At 65.0% G+C, this 18,305-nt stretch carries 22 protein-coding genes, 1 tRNA gene and 2 pseudogenes; 8 read left to right on the top strand and 17 right to left on the bottom strand.

Annotated elements, in window-relative coordinates; translation table 11 throughout:
* Positions 1 to 324: pseudogene (locus K228_RS28835) on the top strand (IS701 family transposase); the annotation flags it as partial.
* Here the strand turns inward: K228_RS28835 and K228_RS0113545 are convergent.
* A complete protein-coding gene (locus K228_RS0113545) occupies positions 311 to 583 on the bottom strand; it encodes a hypothetical protein (RefSeq protein ID WP_245603472.1) in 273 nt (90 codons plus the stop codon). The pseudogene K228_RS28835 and the gene K228_RS0113545 sit on opposite strands and share 14 nt — an antisense overlap.
* A 591-nt stretch (positions 584 to 1,174) precedes the next feature.
* Positions 1,175 to 1,740, bottom strand: a pseudogene (locus tag K228_RS25620) (NUDIX hydrolase).
* Between the two features lie 328 nt (positions 1,741 to 2,068).
* Here K228_RS25620 and K228_RS28325 point away from each other — a divergent pair.
* Complete coding sequence (locus K228_RS28325; RefSeq protein ID WP_155251580.1) at positions 2,069 to 2,593, top strand: DUF6082 family protein; 525 nt, start codon at positions 2,069 to 2,071, stop codon at positions 2,591 to 2,593.
* A 211-nt stretch (positions 2,594 to 2,804) separates the two neighbouring features.
* Here the strand turns inward: K228_RS28325 and K228_RS0113535 are convergent, their stop codons facing one another.
* The 3 genes from K228_RS0113535 to K228_RS0113525 form a co-directional block, all read right to left on the bottom strand.
* Entirely contained in the window at positions 2,805 to 3,128 is a 324-nt protein-coding gene (locus K228_RS0113535) for a hypothetical protein (RefSeq protein WP_025618921.1), read from the bottom strand.
* 160 nt (positions 3,129 to 3,288) lie between these two features.
* Entirely contained in the window at positions 3,289 to 4,215 is a 927-nt protein-coding gene (locus K228_RS27140) for a tyrosine-type recombinase/integrase (RefSeq protein WP_245603471.1), read from the bottom strand.
* A gap of 293 nt (positions 4,216 to 4,508) precedes the next feature.
* Positions 4,509 to 4,946, bottom strand: coding sequence for a hypothetical protein (locus K228_RS0113525; RefSeq protein WP_025618919.1), 438 nt, complete (start codon positions 4,944 to 4,946; stop codon positions 4,509 to 4,511).
* A gap of 254 nt (positions 4,947 to 5,200) precedes the next feature.
* Here K228_RS0113525 and K228_RS0113520 point away from each other — a divergent pair, with 254 nt between their 5' ends.
* The 3 genes from K228_RS0113520 to K228_RS0113505 all read left to right on the top strand — a co-directional run bounded on the left by K228_RS0113520 (position 5,201) and on the right by K228_RS0113505 (position 6,987).
* On the top strand, positions 5,201 to 5,494 hold the full coding sequence (locus K228_RS0113520; RefSeq protein WP_245603473.1) for a hypothetical protein: 294 nt from the start codon (positions 5,201 to 5,203) through the stop codon (positions 5,492 to 5,494).
* Positions 5,494 to 5,688: a helix-turn-helix domain-containing protein gene (locus K228_RS0113515; RefSeq protein WP_025618917.1), complete on the top strand. Its 195-nt coding sequence runs from the start codon at positions 5,494 to 5,496 to the stop codon at positions 5,686 to 5,688. The genes K228_RS0113520 and K228_RS0113515 overlap by 1 nt, the downstream gene beginning before the upstream one ends.
* A 762-nt stretch (positions 5,689 to 6,450) precedes the next feature.
* Positions 6,451 to 6,987, top strand: a complete 537-nt coding sequence (locus K228_RS0113505; protein ID WP_155251579.1) for a hypothetical protein — start codon at positions 6,451 to 6,453, stop codon at positions 6,985 to 6,987.
* Positions 6,988 to 7,047: 60 nt separating this feature from the next.
* Here K228_RS0113505 and K228_RS27130 read toward each other — a convergent pair whose 3' ends face one another.
* From K228_RS27130 to K228_RS25615, 8 genes are all read right to left on the bottom strand, one after another.
* Positions 7,048 to 8,385, bottom strand: a complete 1,338-nt coding sequence (locus K228_RS27130; protein WP_155251578.1) for a NucA/NucB deoxyribonuclease domain-containing protein — start codon at positions 8,383 to 8,385, stop codon at positions 7,048 to 7,050.
* Complete coding sequence (locus K228_RS28320) at positions 8,382 to 9,263, bottom strand: hypothetical protein (RefSeq protein WP_155251577.1); 882 nt, start codon at positions 9,261 to 9,263, stop codon at positions 8,382 to 8,384. Before K228_RS28320 ends, K228_RS27130 begins: the two co-directional genes overlap by 4 nt.
* Positions 9,264 to 9,329: 66 nt before the next feature.
* Entirely contained in the window at positions 9,330 to 9,998 is a 669-nt protein-coding gene (locus tag K228_RS27125) for an RICIN domain-containing protein (protein WP_155251581.1), read from the bottom strand.
* Positions 9,999 to 10,711: 713 nt separating this feature from the next.
* Positions 10,712 to 10,945 carry a hypothetical protein gene (locus K228_RS0113480; RefSeq protein WP_025618913.1) on the bottom strand — a complete coding sequence of 78 codons (234 nt, stop codon included), beginning with the start codon at positions 10,943 to 10,945 and terminating at the stop codon, positions 10,712 to 10,714.
* On the bottom strand, positions 10,945 to 11,175 hold the full coding sequence (locus K228_RS0113475) for a hypothetical protein (protein ID WP_025618912.1): 231 nt from the start codon (positions 11,173 to 11,175) through the stop codon (positions 10,945 to 10,947). Before K228_RS0113475 ends, K228_RS0113480 begins: the two co-directional genes overlap by 1 nt.
* 80 nt (positions 11,176 to 11,255) lie before the next feature.
* The gene (locus K228_RS0113470) at positions 11,256 to 12,116 is read right to left on the bottom strand and encodes a helix-turn-helix domain-containing protein (RefSeq protein ID WP_025618911.1); all 861 of its coding nucleotides are present in this window, start codon (positions 12,114 to 12,116) and stop codon (positions 11,256 to 11,258) included.
* Positions 12,097 to 12,615 (bottom strand): DUF6879 family protein, encoded by a 519-nt coding sequence (locus K228_RS0113465; protein ID WP_025618910.1) that lies wholly within the window; start codon positions 12,613 to 12,615, stop codon positions 12,097 to 12,099. Before K228_RS0113465 ends, K228_RS0113470 begins: the two co-directional genes overlap by 20 nt.
* A complete protein-coding gene (locus K228_RS25615) occupies positions 12,599 to 12,817 on the bottom strand; it encodes a hypothetical protein (protein WP_018251893.1) in 219 nt (72 codons plus the stop codon). Before K228_RS25615 ends, K228_RS0113465 begins: the two co-directional genes overlap by 17 nt.
* A gap of 489 nt (positions 12,818 to 13,306) precedes the next feature.
* On the opposite strand from K228_RS25615, the gene K228_RS0113455 reads away from it, so the two are divergent.
* A complete protein-coding gene (locus tag K228_RS0113455) occupies positions 13,307 to 13,747 on the top strand; it encodes a hypothetical protein (RefSeq protein WP_050580985.1) in 441 nt (146 codons plus the stop codon).
* Between the two features lie 72 nt (positions 13,748 to 13,819).
* On the opposite strand, the gene K228_RS0113450 is transcribed toward K228_RS0113455, so the two are convergent.
* Both K228_RS0113450 and K228_RS0113445 read right to left on the bottom strand, forming a co-directional pair.
* Positions 13,820 to 13,891, bottom strand: a tRNA-Val gene (locus K228_RS0113450).
* A gap of 60 nt (positions 13,892 to 13,951) precedes the next feature.
* A complete protein-coding gene (locus tag K228_RS0113445; protein ID WP_025618908.1) occupies positions 13,952 to 14,503 on the bottom strand; it encodes a TIGR02611 family protein in 552 nt (183 codons plus the stop codon).
* A gap of 293 nt (positions 14,504 to 14,796) precedes the next feature.
* Between K228_RS0113445 and K228_RS0113440 the strand changes: the two genes are divergently transcribed.
* A complete protein-coding gene (locus K228_RS0113440) occupies positions 14,797 to 15,228 on the top strand; it encodes an SsgA family sporulation/cell division regulator (RefSeq protein WP_011905498.1) in 432 nt (143 codons plus the stop codon).
* Positions 15,229 to 15,373: 145 nt separating this feature from the next.
* On the opposite strand, the gene K228_RS0113435 is transcribed toward K228_RS0113440, so the two are convergent.
* Entirely contained in the window at positions 15,374 to 16,150 is a 777-nt protein-coding gene (locus K228_RS0113435) for a RhlG family 3-oxoacyl-ACP reductase (RefSeq protein ID WP_025618907.1), read from the bottom strand.
* A 206-nt stretch (positions 16,151 to 16,356) separates the two neighbouring features.
* On the opposite strand from K228_RS0113435, the gene K228_RS27120 reads away from it, so the two are divergent.
* A complete protein-coding gene (locus tag K228_RS27120; protein WP_025618906.1) occupies positions 16,357 to 17,436 on the top strand; it encodes a helix-turn-helix transcriptional regulator in 1,080 nt (359 codons plus the stop codon).
* Here K228_RS27120 and K228_RS28315 read toward each other — a convergent pair.
* The gene (locus K228_RS28315) at positions 17,320 to 18,264 is read right to left on the bottom strand and encodes a hypothetical protein (RefSeq protein WP_025618905.1); all 945 of its coding nucleotides are present in this window, start codon (positions 18,262 to 18,264) and stop codon (positions 17,320 to 17,322) included. The two genes, K228_RS27120 and K228_RS28315, sit on opposite strands and share 117 nt — an antisense overlap.
* Positions 18,265 to 18,305: the final 41 nt, after the last annotated feature.

Genomic DNA, 18,305 nt, shown 5'->3' with positions numbered 1-18,305 from the left:
AGCATCGAGGAGGCGTTCCAGGCCACCAAGACGGGCCTCGGCCTGGACCAGCACCAACACCGCCGTTGGCGGGCCTGGCACCGCTGGACCACCCTCGTCATCGCCGCTCACGCGTTCCTCGCCGCCGCCGCAGCAGCCAGCACCACCACCCCGCACGGCTTGATCCCGATCACCGTCAACGAAGTCCGTCGGCTGTTCCACGCCCTGATCATCGAACCCCCCCGACGTGTCGGCGACGTCATCGCCTGGTCCATCTTCCGACGCCAGCACCAAGCCCAAGCCAAGATCGGTCACTACGCCCGACAATCTCTCACCGAGCCCTGAAACGGATCTCCTGCTGGAGTACTAGGTGTTGCAGGTCGTGCCAGAGCATCGGGTCGTCGTCCGCCCGACGGTGCAACAGCTCACGCAGCTCCGCCATGTCGTCACTGCTCTGCCCGACGTCAATCTCAGACGCCGGGTCCTGATAGATATTGAAGGCGGAACGTAGGTCCACGTTCCAGTAAAAATCGACTTCAAGGATCGACAGATCAATCTCGGAGCCGAACCGCTCCTGCGCGGCGTCCAGCAACCGCGTGCACACCTAACGGAGTTCCTCGAACCTGAGCGCCTCTGTCATAGGTGCGCCGGATTTCCAGAGAGAGCCACCACTCCTGCATTGTTCGGCCCGGCCGTCAGCTACGGCAAGCCACTTGTAGAGGGCGCTGGCAGCGTGGCGACGAACGCGCTGGGAATGAGCAGTCCCGCGCTCGCCGCGACCGGCATCGACGGAACCTCCGTTTCCGGTACGGATCGGCCACCCGGCGCGGCTACCCCGAGGTGAGCGGTCGGGACGTGGATGTGCTGGTGATCGGCGCCTTTCAGGCGGGACTTTCCGCCGGCTACTTCCTCGGCCGGAGCGGCGAATCCCCGTCAACGTCGACCAGGTTAAAGATCAAGTTAGACCGGCGGACATCAGGACGGGGCGCTCCGAGTAGGTCATGGATGAGTAGCCCGGCGTACGCCCTACCACGGAATGGTGGTTCCGAACAGGCTCGAGCTGTCCGCTACTTCATAGCGGACCGTTCGCTATGTCCGCGACCTGCAAGCGCAGCTTGCCCCACACCGGCGGCTATCCGCCGTCCGGCACTTCACCGGTCGCGTCGACGCCACCCTCGGCCCTCGACGCTGACAATCACAGCTCTCCCCGGGCCTTGCGCGCCACCAGCTCCAGCACTGCGATCACCGTGCCGGCACCGACGATCCCGCCCCGGACACCAGCTCGTATGCCCCGTCGAGCGGGACCCAGACGACCTGCTCCGCCTCGTTCACGTCGACGGGTGCGCCGATGTGCTCGGCGTGCCGGGCCAGGAACAGCAGGTTCTCGGCGTCGGCGGTGCCGACCCAGGGTTGGAAGGACAGCAGCGGCTCGACCGCCTGGGGCCGCCAGCCGGTCTCTTCCTCGACCTCCCGCACCGCACACTGCGCCGGGTGCTCGTCGTCGTCAACATAGCCGCCGGGCAGCTCCCACACCCACCGGTCGAACACGAACCGGTGCCGCCGCATCAACAACAGGCGCTCCTGATCATCAAGCACGGCGACCATGGCCGACCGGGGAGCCCGGATCACGTACTGCTCGAACCGAACTCCGTCCGGCAACTCCACCTCGGCGATGCTCAACCGCGCCCGCCGGGTGTCATCCACCACCCGCTCACCGTGGACCGTCCACCGAGTCAACCCTGCCGCCTGCTTCGCCACCACCCGCCAGTACCCGCGCCGAACCCCACACTCTGCGCGGCAGGCGGCACCTACTGGCCGCACCATCCCGATTCTGCCAAGCCGCCCGACCCCTCGCTTGTAAACTCTGGGTGCTCTGGGTGCTCTGGGCGATCAGGTACGCGCCCGTCCGCCACTTCGGTGGTTGATCCGTCGCCAACTCTGCGCATCCGGCGATGTGTCGCCCTGTAGCTGTCGACGTTGCTGTCAAATGTCCACCGTCGTTCATGGCCGGGCCCGTCTCCCACCCGGCAACGATTGGTGGTCCAGCGTCCCCCGGGGGCCGTTTGCGTGCGCGCTATACCATGCCCTCATGATTGAGCGAATCGCGGCCGTCAGCTCCACAGCGATCTCAATAATCGCACTCGCTGGCGTAGCTCTTTCTCTTCTGATGCAGCGAAAGCAAACGCGGATTAGCCAAGTGCAGGCCTCACGCACAATGCGTCTCGAACTTGTTAAGCCGGCACTCGACGACCCAGAACTGTTGGCCGCATGGGGCTATCGGGAAGGAACCGCTGCGGCAGAGGCTCGCCTACGCGCATACACGAACTTAGTATTTGCATACCTCCTTACAGCATTCGATCTTGGCACTATCACGGAGCCAGAGCTTCGATCAGAAATGACGCAAAAGTTCGAGAGCGACAATATCCGCGACTTCTGGAAGAACTCACGCCAGGCGTACCTAGAGCCGTCCTTTCAACCCCGAGAGCGCTTGTTCGCTCGGATAGTAGACGACGCATATAGAGCCGCACTCTCGGAACAGGTAGTCCGAACTGACACAGAGGAGGCTGACAACGAAGCGAAAAACGCTCACGGCAACCCCGCCGAGGGTAGATGACCGCAGAACCCTTCGATGCAGATCCATCCGCCTTACACACCTGACGGCTCCTTGACCCCCAGGCAACCAGCACGGCTCTCTGACCTGCTACTGTTCCCGGGCTTAGCTGCTGCGACGATCCTCAGCCGCGCATGCTTGTCCACCGGCGTCCGTCGTGGTCGTCACTCACTTAGTCACCCGCTCGGAACGGGCATCCTTCCTGCCGCTAGTGCTAGGGCGTTCGAGCGTGCTGTTTGAGGAACTCCCGGAAGAGCTGGCAGAGCTTCGAGACGGCCAGCACGTGGTCGGCATCGCTTGCTAGGCGGGCCTCGGTAGCACCATCGCCGAAGGTCTCCGCTAGCACTAGAGATGGGAAGGCAAGGCTGCTGCTGCCACGATGGCGGCCGGACATCCACTCTTGGAACGCCGCCAGCTCGCCCTGTCCGCGCGCTAGGGCGAATCCCGTCAGCGCGGACCACGCACGGTCGTACCTTGGCTTCCCGACGTACATGCCCGTTCGGTGATCCATGTGCCACAAAAACTCTTCCCAGCTCACTCCGGGATTCTCCCTGACGACCGCTTCGGTGTGAACGAATTCCAGCCGATTCCCCGACCTGCAACGGAGCGGCGATCATGCGTCTGACCTGCATCTAAAGTTAGGCCAAGTTAGGTGGTTTCAACATGACATATCAAGATCATGACTCATGGGCGACTCATCAAGATCCACCACGCGCCCGGCGCAACGCCTGACGAGCCCGGTCGAACCTTTCCTCCCGCGAGTGCAAATACCGCTGCGCTGACCGCACATCCTCATGCCCCATCAGCGCCATGATGTCGTGCAACGGCACCCCCTCGTCCGCGAGCCGGGTGCCAAACGTGTGCCGCAGGTCGTGCGGAGTCGGCTGCGGGTCGTCCAAGTCTGCGCCCGTGACCGCTGGCCGGAACTTATGCCCCTTTACCATCTGCCGCTCTGGCATGCCTTGCAGCGCCGGTTGCCATACCCGACGATGCCAGTTTGAATACCGCAGCTCCTTACCATTCTCTGAGGTGAAAACCAGCCTTCCTGGGTCGTCGCCGGGAAACACGCCCTCCACTTCCCGGGCCGCAATCTTCGCCTCTTTCATCCGCGCGGAGAGATGATCCCCGTAGGTAACCGAGCGATTACCGGCAGCCGACTTTGCGTACGGCCGCGCCGTACCGTCTCGCTCCATTACCCAAGCGATGTGGATACGCTGCCGCCGTGTATCGACAAGCGACGGTGGAATTGCCGACACCTCTTCCCATCGCATTCCCGTGTCGGCTGCCAACTCTACGAAAAGGGCCGCATCAACCCGGCCAGGAAACATCCGATCGAGCGTGTCCAGCAGTGCTGTTTCCTCATCGGGGTCCAGGACCCGGTCAACGTGAGCGTCGCGTTTCGGCTTTCGGACACCTCGAGCTGGATTGTCACGGATAAGTTTGGCTTCGATGGCCAGGTCGAGAACCGCACGGAGCACACCGACCGCGCCTTCGATTGTGGCCGCGCCGACCGGCGGCTTGCACCCGGGACAGACTTTCGGGCTGCGGCAGCTCGACGTGTGCGCGCCCTCCATCTCGACCACCCACGCCGTCACATCCGGCTTGAGGATCGATCCGACGCGCACGTCCGCCCACCGTGGCGCTACATGGCACCGGTAGTGGGATTCGTCCCGCCGTCGGCTGGCCTGTTCAGGCCGACGGGACGTGGTTCCCCACTGCTCCCAGCACTCCCCCACAGTCTTCTTGCCGGCGCGCGGGTCAATCCAGTCGCCCCGCCGCAGGCTGGCTTCCTGGTCAGCGGCCCACCTGGTGATGACCACCTTGGACCTGTCAGTCTCCGTGAGTCGATCATTTGGTCCGGATCCGTATCGGATCGTCGCAGCCCACTTACCCGAGTCGAGTTGGCGGATCCACGCCATTACCCCTCCTTGGCGTGATCAATCCACCACTGCACCTCTTCGACCTCGGCGGCCTGACGCTGGCGGCGCAACTCGTATAGACGCTCCCGCATCCGGGCCTTGACCCGAGGCGGATGACCGCTCTCCTCGATCACCTTCAGTGCGGCATCCTCCGCGATCTCAAGCGGGTTCGGCGGAGGCTTGACGTTGAGATCGGCTTCACGGTAGTACCCGACCCTCGTGAGCAGGCCCATCGGATCACGTCCGGTGGTCCGTGCGACGAGGCGCACGTACTCCTCAGAGACAGCCACCTCCTCACTCAGCCAACGCTGGAGCGTCTTCGAGTTGATACCGAGCAGCCGGGCCAGCGGCTCCTTTTTGCCACCGGTCTCCGTCTCCAGCACCTCTCGGACCACCGCAGCCCACTCGGCCCGATCGATCCGGTGCTCACTGTCCATCGGGACATGGTAGGCGACATGTGTGTCTGAGGACGCGGGCAGGCGCGGCAATGGTGGCAGTAGTGGCGGCGGGCGCATGGGCCGGTTGGTCATCGCCGACCTCCGCGCCCTGCGTAGCACTCGCTGAGACATACAAGCAACAGTAACCAGACACGCATGTCCGGGTCTAGTCATACGTCCGGGTGAACTTAGACATGCGTGACCTACAGCGCTTGATAGCCCATGCATGTCCGAGTAATCTCTGACACGTGAACATGGACATGCAAGTCAGGACACGGCCAGACGTCAACGGGGTTAAGCGCCCCCACGTCCGGCTACGTCTCGACCGATTCGACCTCTACACGCGCATCGTCGGAGCCACATCCGACCAAGCGCGCGCACGACTACTCGGCATCGCATCACGCACCATCACCCGACTCCGTCGCGACCAGCACGCCGGAGAGGCCGTAATCGCGGCGACCCTCGCGGCACTCCAGCACCACAGCGAGGCGCTTGGCCAACTCGGGCTATCAGTCAGCTTCGAAGACCTCTTCGAGGTAGCCGAGTGATGGACACCTACCTGACCGTCAAGGAAGCCGCCGCAGTCATGCGAACCCACAAGCAGACGGTCTACCGGCTCGTGTGGGCCGGCCTACTCCCCCGCATCGACATCGGCCAGGGCCAGTCCCGACCCCGGTTTCGCGTCCGCCGGTCTGCGGTTGACGCACTGATGCAGCAGCGGGAGAAGGGCAGGATCGCATGACACACCCTCCCGCCGGGCCGAGCAATCCGACTCCACCTGCCGGCCCCGGCCGCATTAACGCGATTAGCCCACTACGGATCCGCGCCTTCATCACTCAGGTAGACACCTCCGGCGGCCTTGACGCCTGTTGGATGTGGCGCGGCCACACCAACCCCGACGGCTACGGGATCTTCGGCAAGGGAAGTGAGGGCGCACACCGGGTCGCCTACGAACTGATGGTCCGCCCCGTCCCAGACGGCCTGAACGTCGACCACCAGTGCCACAACACAGACACCACCTGTCCAGGCGGGACCGGATGCCGGCATCGACGTTGCGTCAATCCGACCCACCTGGAAGCAGTAACACAGCGACAGAACCTGCTCCGCTCCCGCCACACCAGGCCCCACCACAATGCGGCAAAGACCCACTGCCGGCAGGGCCACGAGTACACGCCACAGAACACCTACTCACGGCGCACTCCGAAGGGCTACGCCCGGCGCGAGTGCAAGACGTGCCGCCGTGAGCGGTTGAGCAGCAAGGCCGCCCAATGACCACCGCCGCCCTGCTCGCGACGCCCACAACCATGGCGAGTAACGGTCACACCGGTCCTATTCCTGTTCAGCAGATCTAGGTCTATTGCGGTGGGGTGGGTTCGCGTCCCAGGATGGGAACGGCTGCCGCCCACCTATGGACGGATAGGTACCACGAATGCGAGGATAGGCGCCGCAGTGGTGGATCCGGAGCCGGCAAAGGCTACCACGGGAAGGCGTCGGAAGGAATGTCATGAGTGCGTCTGCGACATTGATTTGGCACACGGTCGTCAGCAGCAACTACCAAATGTTTTGGCTTCACGACCCAACCTGCGAGGAATCAGAGAACCTTGCTAGGGCGTTCTCCGCCGCGAGCCGAGAGGTAGTGGGATGGGCGACGAATGCGGTGGCGGTGGAGGTCGCGGCCGACAAAGTCGGAATTGACGTACGGATCGAACTATGTGACGAGGCGCCGAACGGCGACCCTGCTGCCGAGCTGCTGCGCCATGGGCAGATTGAGATCCCCAGCGGATCTATCAGTATTCCGTATTCGCTTGACGAGGCGTTCCAGCGCGGCATGGAACTTCCCAATGGGCCCGGCACATACGGAGTTCTAGTCTTCGGCTATGGTCGCACTAAGGCACGGAGATTGCAGGAACAAGGCGTGCACGCGGGCGGGCAGGCGGAGGCCGAAGCCAATGTGAACGCCTTTGAGGAGGCAGAACGATATCGAATCTTGCTTTGGCAGGTGGCATCGAATCCACGGTGGGAGGACGACGAGGATGATTAACAGCGAGTGTACCGGCACAGCCGAAGGTGGCTGCGCCGGTACATGCGCCCTTCTCTTAATTTACTGTTTCACGGCGACATAGAACTTGTCACCGTCCAGCATGCGTTGCGCGCGATAGATGTCCACTTCCAGCATCGTATTACCGACGTACTGGTTGTCATCTTTGTCGATCAGGCGCACGGAGTAGCGCTCGCCCCAGCCGTATGTCTCTGGTCCGGTTTTTGAACCTTCATAGGTGGAGGCAAATGGGAATTCGTCGCAGTTGTCTAGTGTGCTGCCCCAAGATCCGAAGGTAGATCTGCACATTTTCTCTGACTTAGAACGGTTGGCGTTCTTTGCGGACTCGTTGTACATGCGAGTAAGGGGTCCAGTCTTGCCCGGAACGCTTTTTCCGACCCAACTGGGAAACGTAAACTGCGGCTGGTCGAAGGCCTGCAGAATATGCAACGCACTTTCGTTCTGGTTGGCCTGATTGAGGTCGACGGTCAGCACGGGCCGATAGTCATTGAAGACTGCACCGCGAGCCCGCCCCACATAGCTGGCTGAATCGTAGCGGATGGGTGCGCGTGCAGTGTCCACACCACCCGGCACACCCCATACCCATTCGGGTTGGGCTGGGGTTTCAAAGTCGAGGTTTAGTGCCATGGATGTGCCAACGATTTGGTTGCCGCCGCCGGTCACATCAGGTGAGGTAAAGGTGAAGGCGGCGGTGTTTACTCCTTGCCACACCGGCACGGTTGCAAGCCGGCTGGTGCTTGGACATGTCATCGCCGCGTTACAGCCGACGAGCGAGGCCTGCAGGGTAGCCGCGGTCCAGTTGACGGAGTCGCCCGTATATCTGATGTCGTCGATGTATATGACGTAGTCGAACTGGCGAGCACCGTTGTTGCCGTAACCGATTACGGTAAAATCCGCCGAGAAGTTGGCGATTTTCTGCCCAGTCCTTGTGTCGATGCCTGGCGCCTCGAAATTGCCCCAAGCGCACCAGCTGTATCGATTCTTATACCAGCCGCTCAGGTCACCCGGCTGTGTTTTCGCATCTGGCTGATCACGACATTCGTCCTTGCTTGGAGGCGGCGGCGGATCCTCAGGGGCCAGTCTCGGGATAACCGGCAGTACCGGCTCTGCACCGTTATGCGCCGGGGTCGACGGCAATGATCGTTCGCCCTTTTCAACAATCGCTCCTGGCACAGGCGCAGGTATCCCGGCTGGCGTCGAAGAACGCTTCCCCCACTCAACGAACGCGTGACTATCTACGAGGGCTGCCCCTTTCGTTCCGGCGGCGGCGGGGCCTGCGGGAACGGCCATCAACGTAAGTGAAGCCGTGAGCGCCAGGGCCTTCAGAATCATTGACGTTCTCCCTCGATCGGGCTTTTGCCCGTTATTGCCGTCGGTCACCACGCCTCCTGGCAGCCAGCGCCAAGGCAGGCCGAGATCATTCGTCCAGATGCTGCCTCAAACACTGCCACATAGCCCTTGTAAACCTGGTCGTGAGATACCGCCATTGAGCGTACTCGCGCTGTTGAACTCACCACGTGCACAGGCCCTTCGGATGGCACCCCGGCGGTGAGGAATGAGGCAGGCTGCGCCTCCGTGGTCACGGTAGAGGGGGCCGCATCGACGACGTCGAAGGTACTGGCGGCGGCCTTAATCGCCCCTCGGGCGGTCATGGGCGTTAGCTTCTCTATTTGCCGCGACTCGCGGCCGGTGATGTTGCAGACGGCCCGGGCCGCTACGCAGGCGGCTAGACCAGGAACTTGATCTATGCAGTTGCTAGACGCGCTGTCCAGACAGGCGGCGAGAGCCTGCTGATCAACACCGTTGTGAACGCCCGCCGCAGAGCGGCTGCGTGGGAAGAAGGGCGAATCCGCCGAGAAGGTTGTGATGGTGGCCGGTTTGCCGACGGTGAAGCTGTCCAGCTGCACCGGGTCACCGGTCACCTCACCCGCCCGCGTTGTATATGAAGCGGTGAAACAGTTTGGGGGGATGTTTACCTTGTCATAGATCCAGTCCTCATAACGCGGTGGCGTTTCACAGGTTTTAGGCTCAGCCGTTCCAGTCTCACCCAGATAGGGTCGTCGCCAGACACCATTACCGTTCATCAGCTGCATCCGCAGTTCAACCGGGCTTGCCATCGTCGTCGCCTGCGGATACCGCACTGCAACTCCGCTACGGGAGGCGCGTGTACTTCCTCCGGCCTGCAACACGGTAGTGGCTACCGTGTTGTAGTCGTACAGCACATCCCACTGGCCGGCATTACCCTTCCCAAGCAGCATGTACGTGTGGTTTCGACCGTCAGGGGTGTCGGATCGGGGCGCTTGGCCAGTCGTTAGCGCCTGCAATCACTCCGTCGATGAATTCCACTCGAGCCAATACGCCCCGTAGGACACAGTGCCAGCCTGTGAAGTGCTGCGGATAGCCTGACTACCAACCTCGACCCCGGTCGCCCCCTGGCTGAAGTCCGGCTTGAGCGGCCTTACCTGTGTGTAGGTCTTTGTGGTGTGGCTGAGGATGTACAGCTCTGGATCAACCCACGCCATGGTGATTGGATAATGCCTCCAATTTGCCATCACGCCGGTCATGCGCTCAGAGGTCTGCGACGCGCACACCTCTGTCATCGTCCATAGCCTGCTGCGGATCGTGCAGTCCAGCGGGGCCGGGCGCAGCCGCCACGCCTGAGCCGCGCTACCGCCCGAACACGTTGCAGTCTGTAGTAACGCGCCGTTGGCAGTGCTGGAGCCCACGACTTGCAAGCATTGAGAGTTGGCACCATTAACCAAGGTCCAACCCGCAAACGGGTCGTTCAGTGGTGCTCGCCATCGCTGACTCGTGGCGGTACCGCAAGCGGACATCACTACGGCGTTGGAGGAGTTCGTGTCCAAGCACAACCCGCTCAAAACGTTCTTGATCCGCCAGGTAATTCCAGCGGTCGCACTCGACGCCACTCGCTCCCATCGCCACCGCTGATTGTCGATCGACGATCCGGACACACCGACTCGATACGGAGTCATCCGCACTCGCGATGCCGCCGCCGTACCGACTATTTCCCACACACGCGCGTCGTTGGTTGCCCCTGCTCCAACTGCAATAGGCGCCGACGTTGCGGCTTGGGCCGCTTGACCGACAGCGACAAGCCCTGCCGCTATCAAGATGGTGACCGCCACTCGCGCCACTGTGCGCCTGGCACGGGTGGACGTCCGAAGACGTGTTTGCACTATGCCCTTACCTCCCCGCAGGTTTCGTGCCAGCTAGGCCGGATCGTGGAACGACCAGGACAAACGCTGGCTGAGAGCCAGGCCGGCTCTCTGACCCATCGCATTGATGGATGACCAGGACCCTAACAGGGAATCGGACTGAAAGTAACCGTTGATCATCTGCGTGTGACTGCGAGAGGAAGGAAGGTCGCCCACGGCGAAGACGGGCGACGTCGGAAGGGTCCCGCACCTTGCCGGGCTACCTGGTCGGCGCGGGGCGTAGCAGTTTCGCCAGCCGGCTACGGGCGTGCTCGGCGGCCTGCAGCGCGGATCTCGTCGCGGGCGGCGCGGGCCTTATCCTGATCGGCTTGCGCGAGTTGCCGGTAGTACCTGGCTTGGCGGTTGGCGTCGAGCAGCAGCGCGCAGCTGCTCGCGCTGCTGCTCGAGTTCGCGCATGGCGGGGCCACGGCCGGCGCGGGCCTCGGCGAGTCGGGCCTGCTCGGCGCGTTCGCGCGCGGTGTCGGCCGGTTTCAACGCCGGCTCCGCGCGCGTTGCGGGGGCGCCCAGTTGCCCTGCCCGACCGTGGCGAGGTAGTCGTAGGCGGTCTCGGTGGGCGGACACGGCCATGCGGACCGGCAGATCGGGCACCGGTCGATCCGGGGCCAGTGCTCGGTGATGATCCGCCGGGCGGACAGGATCATCCGGTTGCGTAGCTGGACCGTCGACAGGCTGGCCGGGCTGCTGGGCCGGGTGTGGGTGGCCATCACCGGCGGTTCGCCCGTAGTCGGGCGAGCGGGGTCAGCAGCGGCCGGCTGTCGAAGATGACCGTGGGTTGGTTGTGCAGCGGGGAGTAGGCGCCGGCCCGTGCCGCGTACCGGGTAGCGGGGCCGGTCGCGTCCAGCCGTGCGGGCCGGCGGCGGAGTCGGCGGAATACGGTCGGTACAGGTGCGGTATGGCCAGTGAGCCACCGCCAAGCGTTGCGAATGGTCGTCACGAATTCGCCTCCGTCACCGTGGATTGCTCCGTGATCAGAAGGCTACGAATCGTGCAGGTTGGTGCTCAACGATGTTGCGACTAGTTGCGTTCGTCGAGCTGGGATAGCACGGTGATGACCAACGCGCGGGCGGGAGCTCCGTAGAGGGCGCTCGCCTGAAGTCGCTCGAACATCTGGCTATAGAGGTCAATTTCCTGCGAGCGGGTGACTTCGAGGCTGGCGGTGGGCGTCTCCAGCGCGACAAGCGAGTTGTCGAACATCCAGAAGCCAGCGGACGCTACTGCCGGGCGTTCGATCATCATCGGGATGATCCCCACCGATACGTTTGGCAGGGACATCACCGCAAGCAGCCGGTCGAGCTGTCCGGCCTGGGTATCCGCCGACCCGAACCACGTTCGCAGTGCCTGTTCCTCCAGGATGACGACGAACCTCTTGCCCCGCTGGTAGATCACACGCTGGCGTTCCATGCGGACGGCGATGGCCTCGTCAAGGTCATTGGGGGTCGAGAGGATGCCGATCCAAAATGACAGCATGGCGGCGGCGTAGTCGGCGGTCTGGAACAGGCCGGGGATGACGTTGTGCTCATAGATGCGGAACTGGGTGGTCTGCTCGTACCGCGCCACCGTGTGCGCTCCGAGAACCCGCTTCATGCCCGCTCGGGCCTGCCGCCGGAACTCCAGGTAGGCGGATTCAACCGCCCGCAAGGTGGCGATCAGGTCGTCGGCCTGGTCGTCCGCGCCGCACGCCTGACACCAGGTCCGAATGTCATGGTCGGTTGGGGGCTGCACCCCGTGCTCGATTTTGCTGACCCGGGTGAAGTGCTGGCCTGTGGCGGCGGCGAGTGCCCGCCCGGTGAGCCCCGCATCCTTGCGGAGCTCACGCAGGCGAACACCCAGCGCCTCTTGTGCCTGCTGAGCGGCGCTAGGCGGGTTGGTAGCCATGGTGAGGTACGGCCACCTTCCACACGGCGTCAAACGACGTGCGACACAGCTTGATGTCCGCTGGATCGGTTGACGTCTCGTAGGCGGCGTTCAGCCCATCGCCGCTGTAGATCAGGAAGACCACCAGGCGGTCATCGAACAGGTAGAAGTCGTTACCGGGAATGCCGATGGACGACACGAGGCGCCGGGGAATCCAGCGAATGTCTTCGCCCGCGTCGACCATCGGGTGGGCGATGCTGTACGACCAGCGCTGATAGTCGCTAAGGGGCTCGGAGACAATCCGCGCTCGGCGGGCTGTTCTGCCGGCCGCTACATGCTGACGCAGGGTCGCGCACCAGTCGTCCAACCAGGCAAGGTCGTCGGGCTCTCCGGCCGCCCACTTGGCCATGTACGGCAGTTCAACCGAGGTTCCGTAGGAGTCCCGGGTCTCCAGGTGACTCGACTCGTGCTCGAAGGTCCGCAGCAGGCGGTCGAACTCGTCGCTACTGATCGAGGTCACGGTTGTCCTGCCTGAAGAACTGGAGCATCCGATCCGGGATCTCCACGCACGTTTCCCCCTCCGGAATGTCCATCTGCTCCAACGCCACTGGGTCCTCGACGATCCACCCCTGAACGACCCAGCTTCCTCGGTCGGTGCGGTACACGGTGGGCGAGCCTGTGGGATTCGACTTCGGGTCCTTGCCCATGAACGTTAAGCGCATGATCGTCCCCTGTCATGCTCGTTGCGAAGAATTGCGACGCCGTCAGCGTGGTTGCAGCACTGCCTTGACGTCAAGGGCCAGGGCTGTCCGCTCGCAGCTGCCAGCACTCTTCGCCTGCATGTCACGCCGTCATCCGGCCGCGTGGTCGCCTCGGGCGCGTCGCACTGTACGCATTCCCGTACATCCGCGCTCCTAAAGCTAGCCGATTTCGCCGCAGTTAATGCGTGTCGGACATTCATCTAGCCGCAAAAGACGCGAATCCCGCTCGTAGTTATTGCCTGTCGATTGTGGATCTGCTATTAAAATTGACCGGCCGAGTGATCAATTGGTGACGGGCTGCCACAGGCTGGCGTGGCCCGTCGCGCACCACCACCCCTATCCCAGCCCTCATTCACGACACGCCGCGGGAACCCCTTCCCCTCCCGTTGGCACATATGTTCGACTAGCGCGTTTCCTGTCCGGCAACCTGCGGAGGTTATCGACAACGCCATGGCCTACCCCTTCAACTCACACCGCCGCCCACCCGTACCGCTGGTCGCCCGCGCGGCACACGCCGCCACCGCCGCCTACCAGCGCGCCATGACCAGCAAGCGCGAACGCCTGTACCAGAAGGAGAATCAGCGGCTCAGGGAGGAGGTTCGGCGGCTCCGGAACGAAGTCCGGCACTGCTGGGGCGTCATCGAGGTGACGGGCCACGACCTGGAGGTGCGGCGCCAGGAATTCGTCCTGGGCGAACTCTCCCGGGCAAACGCCCGCAGGCGGACGGCGACCGTCGATCAGCGGCACCTGTTGGAGGTTCACCTTCGCGAACAGCTTGCCGCCGAACTGGAGGATGCGTTGCTCCAGGGCTTCGAGACCGGCTACAAGGCTGGACTCACAGACGGTCGGCCACCAGGGGCTCAGCGGCGTCGACTCACAGGCGACTCATGATCTCTACCACCAGATAGCAAGAGGGCCGGTTGGAGCTCTCCAACCGGCCCTCTTGCCTGCCTATATCTACGGTGGGCGATACTGGGATCGAACCAGTGACCTCTTCGGTGTGAACGAAGCGCTCTCCCGCTGAGCTAATCGCCCGTTGGCTCGGATGACTCTACCTGATCGCTGATGTCGACCCAAAACCGAGGCTCAGCCCACCTAGAAGCGATCCAGCACCCAGGCCACCACGTCGATGCCGACGCTGTACTTGAGCGACAGCCACACGACGGTCGACACGAAGACGAGACCGACCGAACCGATAACGAACCTCACCGAGAGCGACTGACGGGTGACCCAGCTGGTCCAGCTGTAGACGTGCCGGCGGGTAAAGGTGAGCAACCGCCGCGCCCAGTGGAACTCCACCGCCCAGATCCCGAGGCCGGCGATCACCAGCAACCAGCCGGGGCCCGGCAGCGGGATCAGCGCGATTCCGACGGTCACCACGACAGCCCCAGTGATCGCGACAAAGACCTTCAGGGCAAGTCGACCGGTGGGGTTGGCCCGAATCAGCGCGAGGGTGGTCGAGACTCGCTGGCGCCACCGCGGCCGCCCTCCCCGGGTGTCGACCAGCGCCGCCCCCGCTGCCGGCGCACCCATGTCCGAGCCGGATCGACCCGGCTTACTCCGCTGCTCGTTCGACACCCCGTACCCCCGCCGTTCGGCCGCCTGGGTCGCGACGATCGGCCGACCCGACGGCGTGACCCGATCCACTGAGGATCGCTCTGCCACATTTCCTCCCCCCAGTGTGGCGCGCGCCCGTCACTGCGACCGTGGACTGGACGTTACCGGAGTAAGTCGACGACTGAAGCACCTGATGCCAAGCGGCACCGCGGACGGGCGAAACCGGAAATCCTACAGGAACTTTCACATTCTGGAGGACACTCCGAAGACCTTCCCACCACTGGGTGAAGTCAGCGTATGGCGGAGCGTAGCTAGGGGCAGCACCTGAGTATGGGAAAAGCGGGACACGCGCGTTCCGCAGCGGTGCCGGGGGGAGAACGTCCATGAGTGTCATCCGACCGACGACCGTAGAGGTCGAGACGTCGCTAAGGCTCGTAGCACCTGACGCCACGGCCTTGCCGGTGCGCGCCAGTCTGCGCTACGACCCTGCTGACCCGTATGCGGTCCATGTCCTATTCCATGCGGAATCGGCCGGTGGCGAGGCGGTCAGCTGGTCGTTCGCACGGGAACTGCTGGTGACCGGCCTCGATGAGCCGGCCGGCATCGGCGATGTGCGGGTCTGGCCCTGGGCCACCCCGCGCGGGGACTTCGTCGCCCTGGCGTTGTCGTCCCCGGACGGTAACGCCCTGTTTGAGGTGCCGCGGAGCGTCTTGGTGCGCTTCCTGCGGCGGACCTACGTCGTCGTCGCGCGTGGCCGCGAGGCCGAGCACCTGGACGTCGACACGGCGGTGAACCGGCTGCTCGCCGGACGCTGAGATCGAAAGGACCGGAATCTAGATCGATAGGACCGGAGTCTGGTGACCGGCCAGCCGGGGCCGCGCGGAGCTGCCGAGTCCGCGCGCCCCCGGCCCCACCCGGTCAGTCAGTACGGGAGACGCCAACCGCCGGCTTAGACCGGGCTCAGCCGTGGGTAGTGATGCCACCATCGACCGGAATGACCGCGCCGGTCAGGTATGCGCCAGCCCGCGACGACAGATAGATCGCGGTACCCGCCATATCCTCGGGCCGGCCGATGCGGCCCAGCGGCACCTGCTTCTCGATGGCGGCCCGGGAGGCGGGGTCATCCAGGGCAAAGGCCATCATTTTACTCTCGAACGGGCCCGGGGCGATCGCGTTGACGGTGATGTGTTCGGCGGCAAGTTGGTGGGCAAGGCTGCGGGTCAGCATGTGCACGGCTGCCTTCGTGGCGGAGTACGCGTACACCTCCATCAACGGAACCCGAATCCCGTCCACCGAGCCGATGTTGATGACTCGGGCGGGCTCGTCCGCGGTGCCCGCCGCACGCAGTACGGGCAGCAGCGCGGTGGTGAGCCGGAAGACAGCCTTGACGTTGACCGCCCAGAGCTTGTCGAATGCGCTCTCCGGATAGGCCTCAAGTGGTGCACCCCAGGTGGCACCCGCATTGTTGACCAGTACGTCGAGTCGGTCGTGCCGCTCACGCACGGCGGCGGCGAGCGCCTCGGCGCCAGCGTCGCTGCTGAGGTCGACGGGGAACGCCGTGCACTCTCCCAGCGTCGACAGCTCAGCGGCGACCGCCGTGCAGACGTCCGCCTTCCGGGCAGCGATGATCACCTTGGCGCCAGCCCGTACGAAACCTTCGGCGATCATCCGGCCGATCCCGCGTGAACCGCCGGTGACCAGGACGGTCTTGCCAGAAACCGAGAAAAGATCCGTCATGCCCACCCCTTCGCCATTCACCCCTACCGTTCGGTAACGTAATCGCCTCGCCCAGCCCCCACAACCCCGCCGCCCGCTCGGATCGGCGGAGTCGGGGCGGCTCCCATACCGGGAGTCCGTCGATACCGGCCCGCCCCGCAGCACGGGGGGCCGCGCGGCGATGACGGTGATGCGGGAATCGGCGTACGGGGCTACCGTCGCAGGTGATGTTCTCTGCTGTTCATCGCTTCCCGGACGCCGCCGTGAGCGCGGCGCTCGGCTTCGGTGGCCTAGTGGCCGATCCGGCGTGGCGGCATCCGATCCTGCTGGCGGAGGACCTGCTCATACTGGTCATCGCGGGGCAGGGCAACGCTGAGGTGGACTTCCACCCCTTGCCCTGCCACCCGGGCACCCTGCTGCGGGTCCGGGCCGGCCAGGTGCTTCGGTGTGGGCCACCCAACCTGGGTGCGATCGTGGTGCACTGGGCCTCGGCCGCGCTGCACGGCTTCGACGTTGGCCCCGAGACGGCTCCGGCCTGGCTTGAGCTGACCGGTGCGGACGGGGCGGCCATCAGTACCGGGGTCCATCAGCTCGCGCTGGACTACGAACGGCATCACGGGGAGCCCGCCGCTCTGCTCCGCCACCAGTTGGCGGCGTTGCTGCTTCGGCTGGCCCTGCTGTCGGACTCCAGTCGAGGGGATCAGCCCGCGTCACGATCGGCGTCGCGTACCGAGACCGGCACCTTCCGACTGCTCTGCGAGTTGGAGCAGGGCTGTCAGCACAGCCGCCGGGTGAAGGACTACGCCGACCGGGTGGGCTGCTCGGTTCGTACCCTGACCCGTGCCTGCCTGGCGGTCACCGGTCGCAGTGCGAAGCAGGTGGTGGACGATCGGGTGGCGTTGCAGGCCCGCCGCCTACTCGCGGCGACCGACGAGCCGGTGGCGCGAGTCGGGCAGCGGCTCGGGTTCGCCGAACCGACCAACTTCGGCCGGTTCTTTGTCCGAGAGGTCGGGGTCAGCCCGGGTGCGTTCCGCGCCGCTCGCGAGTACCCCGCCGACTACTTCTCGCCGACCGAACCGGTAGCGGCCAAACCGACAGCGGCCGTACCGGAGTCGGCGCCGTCCCGGCCTGCCCGGGACGTTTCGCCCCTGGTACGGCCGCGTCCGCCCGCCGATGCTGGCGGCGGTCAGCTATGGATGCCGGGCCACAGCGATGACCACGTCACCCCCGAGCCGACCGTGCTCGGGGTCGCGCACGGCGGCGCCGCACCGCAGCAGCCCGGTGAGCGCCCGCTGCACGTCGACTGACCGGTACGCGGTCGCGGTCAGCGCGTGTCGGCGCAGTTCGGTGACGGTACGGGGGCCGGAGCGGGCCAGCTCGGCGAGGAGCTCCCGGCCCAGCGACTCGGGGTCGGGTGCGATGTCGAGCAGCAGCCCGCTCGGGTCGGCGGGGTCCCGGTAGCGAACCGCGGTGTCGTCGTCCACCGCCCACAGGTTTTCCTTGAACGCCTCCAGGCTCCGGTCGTGGCCGGTGCCGAAGGCGAGCCGCCGCGCGAGTGACCCGTCCACCGCGACCAGGTCAACCTGGGTGGTGAGGGGGAACCCGGCATCGGCGAGCCCGGCCCGCACCGAGCCGCCAGGGCCAGCAGCCGCAGCGCCGGCAGCCGCGGAGGCAGCAGGCGTGGGCTTCGCCTCGGTGACCAGCAGGAGCTCGGCGGGGCGGCCGGCAGCGCTGGCGGCCAGCACGGCGGGGTCGGTGGCGCCGGCCCCGTCCAGGTACGACAGCAGCGGCGCCCCCGTGGCGCCGGCCGCCTTCACCGCGACCGGCAGCCGGGCGGGCCCGCCGGGCACCAGGTGTACGGCTACCTCCGCCGGCAGGGTCGCCTCGATCGCGCCCAGCCGGGCGGGGAGCTCCTCACTTCCGTCGGCGAGCACCAGCACGGTGAGCTGCCGCCCGCGAAGCTGGCCGGCACGCTCGGCGAGCACACCGAGGACCGCTTCGGCGGAGTCGGTGGCTGCGAGCAGGGCCCCCGGCCCGTAGGCGAGCGCCACGACGCTGGGCCGCCCCCGCGCAACCGCCCGGGGCAACCACGCTTCGAGCTGCCGGCCGAGCAGTTCCCGTACCACCCCGTCCATCACGTCATCGGTTCTACCGTACCGGGATGGGCCGGGGGCGG

It is taken from the genome of Salinispora cortesiana (assembly GCF_000484695.1).
Lineage (GTDB): Bacteria > Actinomycetota > Actinomycetes > Mycobacteriales > Micromonosporaceae > Micromonospora > Micromonospora cortesiana.
The sequence above is the reverse complement of the archived record's forward strand: the minus strand, read 5'-3'. Positions and strand labels throughout refer to the sequence as shown.

Bases quoted from the DNA above. Each gene is read 5' to 3' on its own strand.
- K228_RS28325 (WP_155251580.1), top strand. From the start codon at position 2,069: ATGATTGAGCGAATCGCGGCCGTCAGCTCCACAGCGATCTCAATAATC.
- K228_RS0113525 (WP_025618919.1), bottom strand. From the start codon at position 4,946: ATGGACAGTGAGCACCGGATCGATCGGGCCGAGTGGGCTGCGGTGGTC.
- K228_RS0113520 (WP_245603473.1), top strand. From the start codon at position 5,201: ATGGACATGCAAGTCAGGACACGGCCAGACGTCAACGGGGTTAAGCGC.
- K228_RS0113515 (WP_025618917.1), top strand. From the start codon at position 5,494: ATGGACACCTACCTGACCGTCAAGGAAGCCGCCGCAGTCATGCGAACC.
- K228_RS0113505 (WP_155251579.1), top strand. From the start codon at position 6,451: ATGAGTGCGTCTGCGACATTGATTTGGCACACGGTCGTCAGCAGCAAC.
- K228_RS28320 (WP_155251577.1), bottom strand. From the start codon at position 9,263: ATGCTGCTTGGGAAGGGTAATGCCGGCCAGTGGGATGTGCTGTACGAC.
- K228_RS27125 (WP_155251581.1), bottom strand. From the start codon at position 9,998: ATGACTCCGTATCGAGTCGGTGTGTCCGGATCGTCGATCGACAATCAG.
- K228_RS0113480 (WP_025618913.1), bottom strand. From the start codon at position 10,945: ATGGCCACCCACACCCGGCCCAGCAGCCCGGCCAGCCTGTCGACGGTC.
- K228_RS0113470 (WP_025618911.1), bottom strand. From the start codon at position 12,116: ATGGCTACCAACCCGCCTAGCGCCGCTCAGCAGGCACAAGAGGCGCTG.
- K228_RS25615 (WP_018251893.1), bottom strand. From the start codon at position 12,817: ATGCGCTTAACGTTCATGGGCAAGGACCCGAAGTCGAATCCCACAGGC.
- K228_RS0113455 (WP_050580985.1), top strand. From the start codon at position 13,307: ATGGCCTACCCCTTCAACTCACACCGCCGCCCACCCGTACCGCTGGTC.
- K228_RS0113440 (WP_011905498.1), top strand. From the start codon at position 14,797: ATGAGTGTCATCCGACCGACGACCGTAGAGGTCGAGACGTCGCTAAGG.
- K228_RS0113435 (WP_025618907.1), bottom strand. From the start codon at position 16,150: ATGACGGATCTTTTCTCGGTTTCTGGCAAGACCGTCCTGGTCACCGGC.
- K228_RS27120 (WP_025618906.1), top strand. From the start codon at position 16,357: ATGTTCTCTGCTGTTCATCGCTTCCCGGACGCCGCCGTGAGCGCGGCG.
- K228_RS28315 (WP_025618905.1), bottom strand. From the start codon at position 18,264: ATGGACGGGGTGGTACGGGAACTGCTCGGCCGGCAGCTCGAAGCGTGG.